The sequence below is a fragment of the Cryobacterium sp. Hb1 genome (genome assembly GCF_004403585.1).
Taxonomy (GTDB): domain Bacteria; phylum Actinomycetota; class Actinomycetes; order Actinomycetales; family Microbacteriaceae; genus Cryobacterium; species Cryobacterium lyxosi.
Genome location: NZ_SOHI01000008.1, coordinates 241,391 through 256,686, shown reverse-complemented (window position 1 = coordinate 256,686; position 15,296 = coordinate 241,391). Strand labels below are relative to the sequence as shown.

The 15,296-nt window shown below is 66.3% G+C and carries 9 protein-coding genes; 7 read left to right on the top strand and 2 right to left on the bottom strand.

The window, feature by feature from the left end:
* The first annotated feature begins 28 nt into the window (after window positions 1-28).
* The 6 genes from E3T38_RS03060 to E3T38_RS03035 all read left to right on the top strand — a co-directional run bounded on the left by E3T38_RS03060 (window position 29) and on the right by E3T38_RS03035 (window position 12,413).
* Complete coding sequence (locus E3T38_RS03060) at window positions 29-1,243, top strand: NADP-dependent isocitrate dehydrogenase (RefSeq protein WP_104198517.1); 1,215 nt, start codon at window positions 29-31, stop codon at window positions 1,241-1,243.
* Between the two features lie 455 nt (window positions 1,244-1,698).
* On the top strand, window positions 1,699-5,292 hold the full coding sequence (locus E3T38_RS03055) for a S8 family serine peptidase (protein WP_134546433.1): 3,594 nt from the start codon (window positions 1,699-1,701) through the stop codon (window positions 5,290-5,292).
* A gap of 254 nt (window positions 5,293-5,546) precedes the next feature.
* On the top strand, window positions 5,547-9,221 hold the full coding sequence (locus tag E3T38_RS03050) for a S8 family serine peptidase (RefSeq protein WP_134546086.1): 3,675 nt from the start codon (window positions 5,547-5,549) through the stop codon (window positions 9,219-9,221).
* Window positions 9,222-9,388: 167 nt separating this feature from the next.
* Window positions 9,389-10,636, top strand: coding sequence for an MFS transporter (locus tag E3T38_RS03045; RefSeq protein WP_241984264.1), 1,248 nt, complete (start codon window positions 9,389-9,391; stop codon window positions 10,634-10,636).
* A gap of 75 nt (window positions 10,637-10,711) precedes the next feature.
* Window positions 10,712-11,719: a ring-cleaving dioxygenase gene (locus E3T38_RS03040; RefSeq protein WP_134546084.1), complete on the top strand. Its 1,008-nt coding sequence runs from the start codon at window positions 10,712-10,714 to the stop codon at window positions 11,717-11,719.
* A 34-nt stretch (window positions 11,720-11,753) separates the two neighbouring features.
* Window positions 11,754-12,413 (top strand): alpha/beta hydrolase, encoded by a 660-nt coding sequence (locus tag E3T38_RS03035; protein WP_134546082.1) that lies wholly within the window; start codon window positions 11,754-11,756, stop codon window positions 12,411-12,413.
* A gap of 57 nt (window positions 12,414-12,470) precedes the next feature.
* On the opposite strand, the gene E3T38_RS03030 is transcribed toward E3T38_RS03035, so the two are convergent.
* Both E3T38_RS03030 and purU read right to left on the bottom strand, forming a co-directional pair.
* Complete coding sequence (locus E3T38_RS03030) at window positions 12,471-12,827, bottom strand: YrdB family protein (RefSeq protein WP_241984263.1); 357 nt, start codon at window positions 12,825-12,827, stop codon at window positions 12,471-12,473.
* A 113-nt stretch (window positions 12,828-12,940) separates the two neighbouring features.
* Window positions 12,941-13,801 carry a formyltetrahydrofolate deformylase gene (gene purU / locus E3T38_RS03025; RefSeq protein ID WP_104200381.1) on the bottom strand — a complete coding sequence of 287 codons (861 nt, stop codon included), beginning with the start codon at window positions 13,799-13,801 and terminating at the stop codon, window positions 12,941-12,943.
* A gap of 196 nt (window positions 13,802-13,997) precedes the next feature.
* Between purU and E3T38_RS03020 the strand changes: the two genes are divergently transcribed.
* Complete coding sequence (locus E3T38_RS03020; RefSeq protein WP_134546081.1) at window positions 13,998-15,263, top strand: MFS transporter; 1,266 nt, start codon at window positions 13,998-14,000, stop codon at window positions 15,261-15,263.
* The last annotated feature ends 33 nt before the right edge of the window (window positions 15,264-15,296 follow it).

Here is a 15,296-nt window from a genome sequence, read left to right as displayed (position 1 = left end):
GGCCACACTGAACAAAGAGGAGAAATTTTTGTCGAAGATCAAGGTTGAGGGAACAGTTGTCGAACTCGATGGCGACGAGATGACCCGCATCATCTGGCACGCCATCAAAGAAACGCTCATTCACCCGTACCTCGATATTGACCTCGAGTACTACGACCTCTCGATTCAGAAGCGCGATGAAACCAACGACCAGGTCACGATCGACGCCGCCCACGCCATTCAGAAGCACGGCGTCGGAGTGAAGTGCGCGACCATCACCCCCGACGAAGCCCGAGTGGAAGAGTTCGGCCTCAAGAAGATGTGGCTCTCGCCGAACGGCACCATCCGCAACATCCTCGGCGGCACCATCTTTCGTGAACCGATCGTCATTTCCAACATCCCGCGCCTGGTTCCGGGCTGGAACAAGCCGATTATCATCAGCCGCCACGCCTACGGCGACCAGTACAAGGCCACCAACTTTCGCTTCAAGGGCAAGGGCACGCTCAGCATGACCTTCACGCCGCAGGACGGCAGCGAGCCGTCGACGTTCGAGGTGTTCGAGTCCCCTGGCGACGGCGTCGCCATGGGCATGTACAACCTCGACTCGTCGATCACCGACTTCGCTCGCGCCACCCTGGCCTACGGCCTCGAGCGCAACGTGCCGGTCTTTCTTTCGACCAAGAACACCATCCTCAAGGCCTACGACGGTCGGTTCAAAGACATCTTCCAGGACATCTTCGACGCCGAGTTCAAAACGGCCTATGAAGCGGCCGGCCTCAGCTACGAGCACCGCTTGATCGACGACATGGTCGCCTCGGCCATGAAGTGGGAGGGCGGTTACCTCTGGGCCTGCAAGAACTACGACGGCGACGTTCAGTCCGACACCGTCGCCCAGGGCTTCGGCTCGCTCGGCCTCATGACCAGCGTACTCTCCACCCCCGACGGCAAGATCGTCGAAGCGGAGGCCGCCCATGGCACTGTGACACGTCACTATCGCCAGCACCAGCTCGGCAAGCCCACCTCGACCAACCCGATCGCGTCGATCTACGCCTGGACCCGCGGGCTGTCGCACCGCGCGAAGCTCGACAACAACGCAGCCTTGGCCGAGTTCGCGTTGACCCTCGAAGACGTCGTGATCAAGACCGTCGAAAGCGGCAAGATGACCAAGGACCTCGCGCTTCTGGTCGGCCCCGACCAGGGCTACCAAACCACCGAAGAGTTCCTCGCCTCGCTCGCCGAGAACCTACAGACCCGCCTGGCGTAAGCGCGGTTGGCAGTAGCACTCAAGGCCCTGACCAGTCCTGGTCGGGGCCTTTGTGCATTTGCGAGTGGATGCCGGTCGCGGGTGTATCCGGGTGGCGGACGGAGCGGCGGCGTCGGCCGCTGCCGAAACGCGCGAAGAAACGGACAGGCCGGTACACCCAGCAGTAGACAGACCGGTCTGATTCGGGAGCTTGGAACGACCCGGACTGTGCACTCGCCCAGGTAACGATCGTGTTACCGAGCAATCTGCGCACTGTACGGGGGCTGGGTTCGTGCGATACGTTCACGATCACGCTCTGCCCCTAAATGGGGCAGAGCGGCCAGCGCACTCCGATCGGATTGGACACGCACGTGAAATCACACTTCAGGCGAATCGCACTCCCGCCCGAAAGCCCGCATTTCGCTCCTCGCTTCGCCACCTACCAAACGCTCGCGCAGCCCCGGGGACGCGGAGTGATGGCGCTCGGTGTCACCATGACCCTGGTCGTCGCCAGCGCCCTCGTTGGCGTGAGTGGCGCCGCAGCCGCCCCGATGGCCCCGGGCCTTGGCGGTAGCATCGGCGCCGGCATCGCCGCATCGGCCACCGACTTCACCGATGGTCGCTACATTGTGACCCTGGCTGACGATGCTGTCGCCACCTACACCGGAGGCGTTTACGGGTTCGCCCCGACCACCCCGGATGCCGGCGCCCGCCTCGACCCGCGCAGTCGCGCCTCGGCGAGCTATTCCGACTATCTGGGCGGCAAGCAGAGGAAGGTGGCGGCATCCGTTGATGCCACGATCGACTACTCATACACGCTCGCCCTCAACGGGTTCGCCGCCGAACTGACCGCCGAGCAGGCCGCGGCGCTCTCGGCCGAGAAGGACGTCGTGGCCATCACTCCCGACGAGCTCAAGCACGTGACAGCGACCCCGTCGACCGACTTTCTCGGACTCTCCGGCGATGACGGCGTCTGGGCCGACACCGGTGGCACCGATACCGCGGGCGCGGGCGTCGTCATCGGTGTGCTCGATACCGGCCTCGCACCGGAGAACCCCTCCTTCGCCGGTGACGCGCTCGGCAGCACGGCCGGCAGCGCTCCCTACCTCGACGGTGACACGATCACCATGACCAAGAGCGACGGCGCCACCTTCACCGGCGAGTGCGTCACCGGGGTGCAGTTTGCCCCGAGCGACTGCAGCACCAAGATTGTTGGTGCGCGCTACTTCGTGACCGGCTTCGGAGCCGATCGTATCGGCTTTGCAGGCACCGGCGAATACCTATCACCGCGAGATGGCAACGGCCATGGCTCGCACACCGCAAGCACCGCCGGCGGCAACCACGACGTGGCCGCGATCATCAGCGGACTCGATTACGGACTCATCTCGGGTGTCGCCCCGGCGGCGAAGATCGCCGCCTATAAGGTGTGCTGGTCCGGCCCCGACCCGACGCGGTCCACCGACGACGGCTGCGCCACCTCCGACCTGCTGGCCGGCATCAACCAGGCGGTCGCCGACAACGTCGACGTGCTGAACTACTCGATCGGCGGTGGAGCGGCCGACACCACGGTCTCCCCGACCGACCAGGCTTTCCTCGGCGCCGCTGCCGCCGGCATCTTCGTGGCGGCCTCGGCCGGCAACTCCGGTCCCGGTGCGTCCACGCTCGACAATGCCGCCCCGTGGATCACCACGGTCGCAGCGAGCACCATCCCCGGCTACGAGGCCACCGCGACCTTCGGCGACGGCACAGCGTACGCGGGCGGATCGATCTCGGTTGACCGCACCCCGGGCGCTACCCCGCTGGCCGCTCCGCTCGTGCGCGGTGACCTCGTTGCCGTCGCCGGCCACGACCCGGCTGATGCCAGGCTCTGCGGCCCCGATTCGCTCGACGCCGCGCAAGTTGCCGGCGTCGTCGTGTTCTGTGAACGCGGTGTCTATGGCCGGGTAGCGAAATCGGCCGAGGTGCTGAGAGCCGGTGGCATCGGCATGCTCCTGGTGAACCGTGTGCCCGGCTCGGTCGACACCGACGAGCACGCCGTGCCCACCGTTCACCTCGACGCCCCGTACTGGGACGCGGCGTTTGGCTACGCGGGCAGCGCCGGCGCATCCGTCGTGTTCACCGATGGCAACACCACCAGCTATACGCCGCCGACTCCGCAGGTGGCCGGGTTCTCCTCCCGCGGACCGGTACTCGCCGACGGCAGTGACATTCTCAAGCCCGACGTGACCGCACCCGGCGTGGCCATCCTGGCCGACGGTCCCAACGCCCAAGGTGGCGCGCCGACCTGGCAGTTCCTCTCGGGTACATCGATGTCGAGTCCGCAGATTGCCGGACTCGCCGCGCTGTACCTCGGTGAACGACCACTCGCCACTCCGGGCGAGATCAAGTCGGCCCTGATGACGAGCGCCTACGACACGGTCGACTCTAACGGCATCGCCGTCACGGACCCGTTCACCCAGGGGGCCGGCCACGTCGACCCGACAGCGATGTTCGAACCGGGCCTGCTCTACCTGAACGACACGGCGGACTGGTACTCCTACATTCAAGGCATCGGCTATGACGTCGGCGCCGACCCGGTGGACCCGAGTAACCTCAACCTGGCCTCCATCGCGATCGGGTCACTGACCGCGCCGGAAACCATCACCCGCACCGTCACGAGCACCGAGGCCGGCACCTTCACCGCCCAGCCGGTAACGGTGCCGGGCATCGACGCGGTGGTCTCGCCCAGCACCCTGAGCTTTGGTGCCGCGGATGAATCGGCCAGTTACACCGTCACCTTCACCCGAACGGATGCACCGCTCGACGAGTTCTCGACCGGCTCGCTCAACTGGGTGAGCGGCGCGGGCACTGTTGTGCACAGCCCCGTCGCCATCCAGCCGGTGACGCTCGTCGCCCCCGCCACCGCGGACGGCACCGGGGTGGATGGTTCGGTCGACGTGTCGATCACCCCCGGGGCCACCGGGGACGTGGCACTCAACCTGATCGGCCTCGCGGCCGGACTGCACCAGCCCGACGCTGCCGACCCGTCAAGCCCGACCACCGGAACCGGCACCGCCGGCGAGGAGTTCCGCTACCAGGTGGAGGTGCCCAAGGGTACCGAGCTCGCCCGGTTCGACCTCGATGCGCTCGATGAGACCGCCGACCTCGACCTGATCGTTTACCGCCTGGACGGCGACGGCGGCGCTCCGGTCGCCGGCTGGCAGTCCGCGACCGGATCGGCCGATGAACGGATCGACCTGGTCTCTCCGGAGGCCGGCTTCTACCAGGTGATCGCGTCGGTCTACAGCGGAACGACGGCGTTCGACGTCAACACCTACTCGGTGCTCGCCGGTGCCAATGCTGGGTCGTTCGCGGCCGACCCGCCGGTCATTTTGGGCCAGCAGGGCGTTACAGCAACGTACTCGCTGTCCTGGTCTGGCTTGACGCCCGAGACCGGGTATCTCGGGCTCGTCGGCTATGGCACCAGCTCGGTGTCAACGGTCGTGTCGGTCGAAAGCGGAGCAGCGCCCGAACCGGTGGCGCCCGTGAACACGGCCCTGCCGTCGATCGAGGGCACCGCGGTGGTAGGCCAGAAATTGACCGCCGACCCCGGTCTGTGGGATGTCGCCGGGGTGGAGTACTCCTTTCAATGGCAGACCGATGGTCGCGATATAAAGAAGGCCACCAAAGCCGACTACACGCCGACCAACTCACTCGGCGGCACGATGCTCACCGTGGTCGTGACGGCACGGGCCGACGGGTTGCCGGCAGGCACGGCCACCTCGGCCGGGGTCGTTGTGAGGTACGGTGCCACGGTTGACCTCAAGATTGATTCGAGGGCCAATCCGCATTCGACGGGCGTGAAATTCGAGGTGTCGGTGCAGACCGACGCCCCGCGCTCAGCACAGCTCGGGACGGTGCAGGTTCTGGTCGATGACCAGAGCTACGACATCGCCCTCGATCAGATGGGGCGGGGGTCGCTCACCCTGACCGACCTAAACCGCGGCACCTACACGGCGACCGCGGAGTATGCGGGCAGCGACCTCGTGGCCGCGGCGACGAGCAAGCCGCGCACGCTGATTGTGCGGTAGCCGGGGCGAGGGCCAGGCGCGCGCCGCAGCATCCGTTTCGAAGCGGATGCTGCGGCGCGTTTGCGTGCGCGCCGGCGCGCACCACTGCCTGACGTACCTGCGGAATACCCCTATCCGCAGGGCGGTCAGCGCGCTACGGTCACCAGCGAACTGTCCCGCGCATCGGAACAGCGAACCGTTCCTGCTGTGGAACGAGACCACCTCGCACCCTTATCGGATTGGACACCAACGTGAGTTCTTTCTTTAGGCGCACGATGTCTGCGCCGGATTCAGCGCTGAACCCGGCGCCAACATCCCGCACACGTCGCCGCGCCACAATTGCGGCCACCGTCACCGTCGCCCTGGTGGGCGCTTCAGTACTCATCGGCGGCACCCTGCCCGCCGGCGCTGCCCCCACTGCGACCGGCCTGTACGGCAGCATCGCCGCTCCCGGCGGACAACGGATGGACTTCACCGCCGGACGCTACATCGTGACCCTCAGCGACCAGGCTGTCGCGCTGTACCAGGGTGGGGTCAACGGTTTCTCGGCGACCATGCCGGATGCGGGAGCTAAGCTCGACGCGCAAAGCCGCTCGGCCGAGACCTACAAGGACTATCTCACCCGACTGCAGAGTGAGGTAGCAGCATCCGTTGACGCCACGGTGGCGTATTCCTACACGCTCGCGGTGAACGGATTCGCCGCTCAGTTGACCGGCAAACAGGCGGCAGCTCTCGCTATCAAGAAGAACGTGGTGTCGGTTGTGCCCGACGCCCTCCGTCACGTGACCGCCGAGTCATCGACCGACTTTTTGCGGCTGAGCGGGCCGACCGGACTGTGGTCCAAGCTGGGCGGATCGAGTGAGGCCGGCAAGGGCGTGGTGATCGGCGTGCTCGACACCGGCATCGCCCCGGAAAACCCCTCCTTTGCCGGCTCATCGCTCGGTACGACACCCGGTGATGAGCCGTGGCTCGATGGCGACACGATCACCATGAACAAAGCCGACGGGACCACCTTTACCGGCACCTGCCAGACGGGTGAACAGTTCACAGCGGATGCCTGCAGCACCAAGGTGATCAGCGCGCGTTACTTTCTCGACGGATTCGGTGCCGGCCAGATCGGAGACGCGTCAACGGGTGAATATGTCTCCCCGCGCGATGGTGACGGCCACGGTTCGCACACCGCGAGCACCGCCGGCGGAAACGTCGACGTTGCCGCGAATCTGAACGGCGTCGACTTCGGTAACATTTCCGGTGTGGCTCCGGCCGCCAAGATCGCCGCCTACAAGGTGTGCTGGTCCGGCCCCGACAACTCGGTCACGACCGATGACGGATGCACGGACACCGATATTCTGCGTGCCGTCGACCAGGCCATCTCCGACGGCGTCGACGTGATCAACTACTCGATCGGCGGCGGCCCGGCCCAGACTACGTTCTCACCCACCGACCAGGCCTTCCTCGGGGCGGCGGCAGCTGGCATCTTCGTGGCCGCTTCTGCCGGCAATGCCGGACCCACGCCGTCGACCCTCGACAACGCATCACCGTGGATCACCACGGTCGCTGCGAGCACGATCCCGTCCTATGAGGCGACGGCCACTCTGGGTGACGGCTCACAATACGTCGGTGCCTCGATCACCGTTGACCGCACGCCGGGAGCTACCCCGCTCTCCGGTGATCTCGTGCGGGCCGACCTCGTATCGGTGAACGGCTTCGACCCGGCCGACGCGCTGCTCTGCGCGCCGGATTCACTCGACCCGGTCAAGGTGGCAGGCGCAATTGTGTTCTGCCAGCGCGGCGTCTACGACCGAGTGGCCAAGTCGGCCGAAGTACTTCGGGCCGGCGGCAGCGGAATGCTGCTGGTCAACCGCACACCGGCTGACGTTGACACCGATGAGCACTCCGTGCCGAGCGTCCACCTGGATGCGAACGCCTTCGATCCGGTCTTCGCGTACTCGGCATCAGATGGCGCAACGGTCACGTTCACGCCTGACAACAGCACCGCCACGCAGACTCCGGTGCCCCAGGTGGCCGGGTTCTCCTCCCGTGGACCGGTTACCGCCGATGGTGGCGACCTGCTCAAGCCCGATATTGCTGCACCCGGTGTCAGCATCCTGGCCGACGGCGCCAACGCGGCCGGGGCCGACCCGACGTTCGAGTTTCTGTCGGGTACCTCCATGGCCAGCCCGCATATCGCCGGTCTCGCCGCGCTCATTCTGGGCTTTCGGCCGCTCGCGACTCCGTCCGAGATTAAATCAGTCATGATGACAACCGCGAAGGACACGGTCGACGCCAACGGTGACCGGGTGACCGACCCGTTCGCGCAGGGTGCTGGACAGGTCAATCCCTCGTCCTTCGATTATCCCGGCCTGGTCTACCAGAGCGGCCCGGCCGACTGGCTGGCCTACCTGCAGGGAATCGGATTCGATGCCGGCGTAGAGCCGATCGATGCGAGCAACCTGAACCTGCCGTCGATTCAGATCGGAGCGTTGACCGCGCCCGAAACGATCACCCGCACGGTCACCGCAGTGCGGGTCGGCACATACACGGCCCTGCCGATCGTGATTCCCGGCATCAACGCTGTCGTTTCGCCGGCCGAGATGACGTTCGGTGCGGTCGGTGAAAAGCAGAGTTACACGGTGACGTTCACGCGAACGGATGCTCCGCTCGACGTGTACACGACCGGAGCGCTGGACTGGGGCTTCGGAAACGGTGGCTCGGGTGACCCGGGCGACTTCTTCGACGTAGTGCACAGCCCAATCGCCATTCGTCCGGTCACTGTCGTCGCCCCGACCGAGGTGGCTGGCGCCGGAGTGGACGGCACGGTCGACGTGACCGTGGCCCCAGGCGGTTCAGAGCCCGTGGCGCTGAACCTCGCCGGCCTCGCCAACGGGGTACATCAGGACAACGCCGAAAACCCGTCCAGCCCGCACACCAATGTGGGCACGACCGGCGATCAGTTCACCTACGAGGTGGAGATTCAGGAAGGCCGGCTGGCCCGGTTCGATCTGAACGCCGTCGATGATTCAACCGACCTCGACCTGTTCGTGCTGTTGCTCGACGGCCCCGGTGGCGACCCGGTGGCCGGCTGGCAGTCGGCCACCGGGTCGGCCGACGAGCACATCGACCTGAACGACCCCGAGGCCGGTTTCTACCAGGTGGTCGTTGACGTGTTCTCCGGTTCGACCGCGTTCGATGTGAACACCTTCTCGGTCTCGTCGGGGGAGCCCAGCAATGGATTCACAGCGACCCCGCCCGCGATCCAGGGACCGCAGGGCGTTCCGATCACGTACACGCTGAGCTGGGCCGGCCTCGTGCCGAACACGCCGTACCTCGGTGTGGTCGACTATGGCGACAGTGCTGCGTCGACGATCCTCACCGTGGCTGCCAGCCAGGGAGGCCAAACGGATGCCCCGGTGAACACGGTGGCGCCCAACGTGTCGGGTACGGCAGAGATCGGGTCGGTACTGACCGCTGACCCCGGCCAGTGGAACACCGAGGGCCTCGCCTTCGGCTACCAGTGGCAGAGCAACGGCGTCGACATCGCCGGTGCTACCTCGGCGACCTTCACACCGACCAAGGCGCTCGCCGGAACCACATTGACCGTGGTGGTGACCGCCACGGTACCCGGCGGGCCTAGTGCCGAGGCGACGTCGGCCGGGGTCGTCGTGAAGTATGCCGCGAAGGTTGCCCTGAGTATCAACCACCGGGCCGTCTTCTTCTCCAGCCGGGTCACGGTGTCCGTTACGGTCACCAGCAAGGGGGCGGTCGGCGACATGGCGACCGTGACAGTCGATAAGCGCCGGTTCACCGTGGCGCTCGACGCGAACGGGCGCGGCAGCATCACGCTGCCGAAGCTCGGTCGTGGCCTGTACAAGGTCGTCGGGCACTACGCCGGCAACGACGTGGTCGCGGCCGCGACGAGCCCGGCGCGTTCCCTGCTGATCGTGCGGTAGTCCCGCCGCTCACCCTCACCCCGGGCCCCGTCTCTCTTTCTCTGGACGGGGCCCGGGCCCGGTCCGTGGGCCCAGGTTAGAAACTGGGCCCATGGACAAAAGGTGGGCCCGGGCTCGGCACGGGGCGAGGTGCGGGGGCGAGGTGCGGGGCGGCTTAGGCTGGAGGGATGCGAGTGGCGGAATGGATGCGGGGGCGACGCCGGGCATCCGCTGTACCCGAATTAAACCCGGGCAGCACGAGCTCGAAGCCCCGTTTGAATCGCGACGTGATCGTGCTCGGCGTCATTGCCTTCTTCGTGATGGTGGGGTTCGGCGTTGTCGTTCCGGTGCTTCCGGTCTATGTGCAGAGTTTCGGGGTGGGCAACCTCGAGGTCGGGGCGGTCGTCTCGGCTTTCGCGCTCATGCGTTTCGTGTTCAGTCCGGTCTGCGGGCGCCTGATCGACTGGGCGGGGGAGCGCGCCGTGCTGGCAATCGGCATCGGAATCGTGGCCCTGTCCAGTGGCCTGGTCGGCGCCGCGGACAGCTACCTGCAACTGCTGCTGCTGCGCGGCGCGGGCGGTATCGGCTCAGCCATGTTCTCGGTGTCGGCGATGACGCTGTTGCTGCGCACGGCGGAACCGGGCCGACGGGCCCGCGCGATCGGCTTCTATCAGGGCGGATTTCTCATCGGCGGCATGGCCGGCCCGGCGATCGGCAGCCTGCTCGCCACGATCTCCCTGACGGCGCCCTTCTTCTTCTACGCTGGTACCCTCACCGTGGCTGGCCTGGTCGGGCTGTTTCTGTTGCGTTCGGGCGGGCGAAGCGGCGCGCTGGCCGGAGGCGACGCATCTGCCGTGCGCACGCCGTTTCGCACCGTGCTGCGCGATGAGCGGTTTCGCGCGGCCTGCATCGCCAACTTTGCCCAAGGCTGGACCTCGCTCGGCGTGCGCACGACACTCATTCCCCTGTTCGTCGTCGTGGTTCTCGGCGGAACGAGTTCGTGGACCGGAATCGCCCTCGCCGCCGCCGCCGTGGCCCAGGCCCTCGCCCTCGCTCCGGCCGCCCGCTTTGTCGACACCGTTGGGCGTAGACCGGCCATCATCGGGGCCTTCACTGTCGCCGGACTCGCGATTGTGGCAATATCATTCTCACCGAATATCTGGGTTCTCGGCGCCCTGCTCTGCGTCTACGGAGTCGCCGCCGCGTTCATGGGCACGGCGCCGGCCGCAGCCGTAGGCGATGCCGCCGGTGCCCACGGGGGCCGCCCGGTGTCGGTGTTCTCCATGTGCGCGGATGCCGGTGCGATCGTCGGTCCGCTCGTCGCGGGCCTGCTCGTTGACACCTTCTCGTTCTCGGCCGGGTTCGCGGTCGGCGGGATTTTCCTCGTCATCGCGGCCATCTATGCAGTGCGGATGCCGGCGGAACGGCGCCTCTGAGAATTTGGGAATGAAACCCGACATGCATGCGTTTGCATGAATATCGAACGTTTGATTTGCAAAAGAGAGGACCTCATGACCGTCCAGACCACAGGACTGCACCATGTCACCGCGATCGCGGGCGCCCCACAGGGCAACATCGACTTCTACGTAACCGGGCTCGGCCTGCGCCTCGTCAAGAAAACCGTGAACTTCGATGACCCGGGAACCTATCACCTCTACTACGGCGACGATTCCGGCCGACCCGGCTCGCTGCTCACCTTCTTTCCCTGGACCGGTATTCGGAGCGGTCGCATCGGCGCCGGCCAATCGACCACGACCGCGTTCTCGGTTCCGGCCGGCAGCATCGGCTGGTGGAAGGACCACTTCGCAAAGCTCGGCGTGGAGTCCGACGTGACCGGGCGCTCCTCCCACGAGGAGCGGCTCTCACTGCGCGACCCGGACGGGCTGCAGCTGGATCTGGTGGCGTCGTCGACGGTGGATCCGCGTAATCCCTGGGATTCCGCATCCGTTCCCGCCGAGTTCGCGGTGCGCGGGCAACACTCCTCCGTGCTTACCGTGGCCGACCCGGCGAAGACCGTGCAGGTGCTCACGGCCGACCTGGGCATGCATATCATCAGTGAAACGGCGGGCCGCATTCGCGTGGGCGCCGGCGATGGCGCGCCCGGCAACCTCGTCGACGTGCTGGCCGACTCCACGAAGGAGCCCGGTTTGACCGCCGGCGGCAGCGTGCACCACGTGGCCTTCCGGGTGCCTGACCGGGCCACCCAGGTCGAATGGCGTGAGCAGCTCGCGGACCGCGGCTACAGCGTGACCGCCATTCTCGACCGCCAGTACTTTACCTCGATCTACTTTCGCGAACCCGGTGGCGTACTGTTCGAAATCGCCACCGACACCCCCGGATTCGACATTGACGAGCCGCTCCTCGAGCTCGGCCGGTCGCTCAAGCTTCCGCCGTGGCTCGAGCCGAGCCGCGAGGCCATTGAGAATGCGGTCCTGCCGATCACTCTGCCGCCCGGGAACAACCCCGGGGCAGCGGATGCTGCGGCGCCGGTTTCGGCTGCCGCCTTGGTCACCGAATGAGCGTCGCCGCGCACACGTCGAGCGGACCGGCCGAATGAGCGCCGTGAACGAGAATGCCCAGTGGCCGCACCTATTCCGGCCCGGTTCTGTCTCAGCGCCCGTGCTGCTGATGCTGCACGGTACCGGCGGCGATGAACAACAGGTCAGTGGTCTGGCCGCGGCGCTCGATCGAAACGCCGCCGTGCTCGCCCCGCGCGGTCGCGTGCAGGAGAACGGTATGAACCGCTGGTTCCGGCGCCTGTCAGAGGGTGTCTTCGACACCGACGACGTGGTTCGCCGAGCCGACGAGCTGGCCGGATTTTTGGTCTGGGCGCGCGACCACTACGAATTGGGTGACCGCTCGCTGGTCGCCGTCGGATTCTCGAACGGCGCCAACATCGCACTTGCGACGGCGCTGTTACACCCCGCGGTGGTGCCGCGCGTGATCGCGTTCTCTGGCATGCATCCGCTCGACTGGGCTGTATCGAATGCAAAACCTGACGCGCGGGTCGCCGGGAGCGAGCTGGCGGCATCCGCTCTGCTGCTCCTGAACGGGCGCAGCGATCCGATGGCACCGCTGCCGAGCGTTCAGAAACTCGTGACGTTGCTCGAAGCGCGCGGCGCGCAGGTGCAGCAGGAGCTGCGCCCTGGTGGCCATGGCATTGCCGAAACGGATGTTGCCGCCGCGGTGGCATGGCTGGGCGCCGTCTTGTAGCCTGCCGCGACTGTGCGAAGTGCCCATTCCCACAGGTACTTTTCGCTCTCGAGCTGGCTAGCGGAGTTCTTTTCGACCCGAGATGACGCCGCTCACCGTGGCGACGATGGCGAAGACCACGGTGATGATGGGGAAGCCGAGGTCCCACCAGGCGATCGCGGCTGCGCCGAAGATGGCGATCTCGATGAAGGCCTTACCGAAGGGATCGAGGCGGAACACGGCCTTCGGGGACCGGAACAGGGCCCAGACCAGAATCGCGAAAGCCGGGGTGGCGAGGCCGAACAAGATGCCGGGCCAGGGGAGTGGCCAGGCGACGAAGCCCCAGAATCCGAGGCTGATGAAGGCGAAGAGTTCGAGCACGAACCGAAGCATGTCGTTGGGGCCGATTTTCGGGAGTCCGCGCGTATCTGTCACCCGTCAAGCTTAGCGATGCCCTCCGCTCCCGCGGCCCGGGCCCGGGCCTGGACCCTGGGCCCAGGATAGAAACCGGGCCCCGGGCCAGAAGGTGGGCCCGCGAACCCGCGCGGTTACTTGAAGATGATCGTTCGCGCCCCGTCGAGCAGTACCCGGTTCTCGGCAAACCACTTCACCGCCTGGGTCAGTGTGCGGCTCTCCTCGTCTTGTCCGATCGACACCAGCTCCGTCGGGGTGCGCGAATGATCGACCCGCACCACGTTCTGCTCGATGATCGGTCCCTCATCGAGGTCGCCGGTCACGAAGTGCGCCGTCGCCCCAATCAGCTTCACGCCGCGTGCGTGCGCCTGGCGGTACGGGTTGGCTCCCTTGAACCCCGGCAGGAACGAGTGGTGAATGTTGATCGCCCGACCGTTGAGCCGAGCGCACAGTTCGGGCGAGAGAATCTGCATATAGCGGGCGAGCACGACGAGTTCGATATCGAGCTCGTCGACAGCGTCGATGACGCGGGCCTCGAAAGCGGCCTTGCTGGCGGCATCCGTTATCGGCAACGACTCGAACGGAACGCCGTAAAACCCGACCAGGTCGCGCAGCGTGCCGTGATTGCTCAGCACGAGCGGAATCTCGACCGGCAACTGCCCGCCACGCTGGCGAAACAGCAGGTCGTTCACGCAGTGGCCGGCCGACGAGGCGAGCACGAGCGTGCGCAGCGGACGCCCGACGACATCGATGATCGACGCCATCGCGTAGCGTTCGATCACGGGTGCGAGCGCCGCTTCGAGCTCGGGCCGGGTCGCCGGCGACTGCACCTGCAGCCGCATGAAAAACCGCCCGGTGTCATCACTGGAGAACTGCTGGCTCTCGGAGATATTGCCCTGCGCCTGCACGATCGCGCCGCTGACCGCGTGAACGATTCCGGGCTGGTCGGCGCAGACCAGCGTGATAACCCAGTGATGTGGGGTGGAAGAAGTCATTACCTCAGAATACCGCGCGGTCAAGTGGATGCCGTGGTCCGACCAACCTGCCGCCTCACCTCGTGTGGGTAGACTACCCGTTGGTCGTACTGAACAAGCCGGCCCCGGGCGCGCACGTCGGCGCGCAGTCGAGTGGTTTTGACCTCGGTGTGCATGGTCCCACCGGTCGGCTTCGACTCTCAGCATGAATGCAGACATGACCAATACAGCCAATATTTTTCTGCCCACCGGGTCGATCCCCGTCGTGCGTCCCGCCCGCATCCGCGCGAGTGAACCTCCGTTTCCCTGGGTCGGATTGATCACCCTGTCGGCCGCCGTATTTCTTTCAGTCACGAGCGAAATGTTGCCGACGGGCCTGCTCCCTGAAATGAGCGGCAGTCTGGGCGTCGCCCAGTCGCAAATCGGGCTTCTCGTCTCGTGGTTCGCCTTCACGGTCGTGCTCACGAGCGCCCCGGTCGCAATTTGGACCCGCCGCTTTCCGCGCCACGGCCTGATCATCGTCGTGCTCATCATCTTCGCGGTGAGCAATATCCTCACCGCCATCGCTCCGACCTACGAGTTCGTCGTTGCCGCCCGAGTGCTCGGCGGCGTCGCGCACGGCTTGTTCTGGTCGGTTGTCGGCGCCTACGCTGCCCACCTCGTGCCGAAGGCGCAGATCGGTCGCGCGGTTTCCATCACGGTCGCGGGCGGCACGCTCGCCTTCGTCTTCGGGGTTCCGCTCGGCACCGCGGGCGGGCATCTGCTCGGCTGGCGGCTCTCTTTCGTCGTGCTCGCCGCCCTGATGCTCGTCGGTGCGGTACTGGTCTGGAAGTTTCTGCCACCGGTGGCGCGGCACTCTACGGGCGCATCGGCATCCGCTGACCCGACCAAATCGGCAACGAAAAACCGTCGGGACGCGACTATACCGGCGGTGGTGTTGATCTGCAGCATCACCGGCATCACGATGATCGGCCACTACAGTTTCTACACATACATCACGCCGTTCCTGCTCGACGGGCTCGGCGTCGACCCCGTTCTCCTGGCCCCGCTGCTCTTCGCCTATGGCGTGGCCGGTGCTGTCGGATTGCTGCTCGTCGGCACGGTTTTCGGTTCCCGACCGAGCCTCGGCCTGGTTCTGGGCCTCGCCGCGAGCGCCGTCAGCGTGAGCCTGCTCGCCCTGTTCACGGCGACCCTGCCCGTCGCGATCGCCGCGTTCGTGCTCTGGGGCATGGTGTTCGGCATGCTGCCCCCGCTCATGCAAACGCGGATGCTGCACGCCGCGTCGCCGCATATCCGCGATACTGCAAGTGCCTTCTACACCACCGCGTTCAACGCTGGCATCGGCGGCGGCGCACTGCTCGGCGCGGTGCTGATTGACAGCGTCGGGCTCGAAATGGTGCCGATCGTCTACGTCGGGGTGCTGGTCGTGGCGCTGGTGCTCGTGATCATTACCGACCGCATGGCGACCCGCCGCCGCAGCTGAACGCGGCAGCAGCTGAACGCCGCAGCGACCAAA

Excerpts from the sequence above, each read along its gene's own strand:
- E3T38_RS03045 (WP_241984264.1), top strand. The coding sequence starts at position 9,389 with ATGCGAGTGGCGGAATGGATGCGGGGGCGACGCCGGGCATCCGCTGTA.
- E3T38_RS03035 (WP_134546082.1), top strand. The coding sequence starts at position 11,754 with ATGAGCGCCGTGAACGAGAATGCCCAGTGGCCGCACCTATTCCGGCCC.
- E3T38_RS03020 (WP_134546081.1), top strand. The coding sequence starts at position 13,998 with ATGACCAATACAGCCAATATTTTTCTGCCCACCGGGTCGATCCCCGTC.
- E3T38_RS03040 (WP_134546084.1), top strand. The coding sequence starts at position 10,712 with ATGACCGTCCAGACCACAGGACTGCACCATGTCACCGCGATCGCGGGC.
- E3T38_RS03055 (WP_134546433.1), top strand. The coding sequence starts at position 1,699 with ATGGCGCTCGGTGTCACCATGACCCTGGTCGTCGCCAGCGCCCTCGTT.
- purU (WP_104200381.1), bottom strand. The coding sequence starts at position 13,801 with ATGACTTCTTCCACCCCACATCACTGGGTTATCACGCTGGTCTGCGCC.
- E3T38_RS03050 (WP_134546086.1), top strand. The coding sequence starts at position 5,547 with ATGTCTGCGCCGGATTCAGCGCTGAACCCGGCGCCAACATCCCGCACA.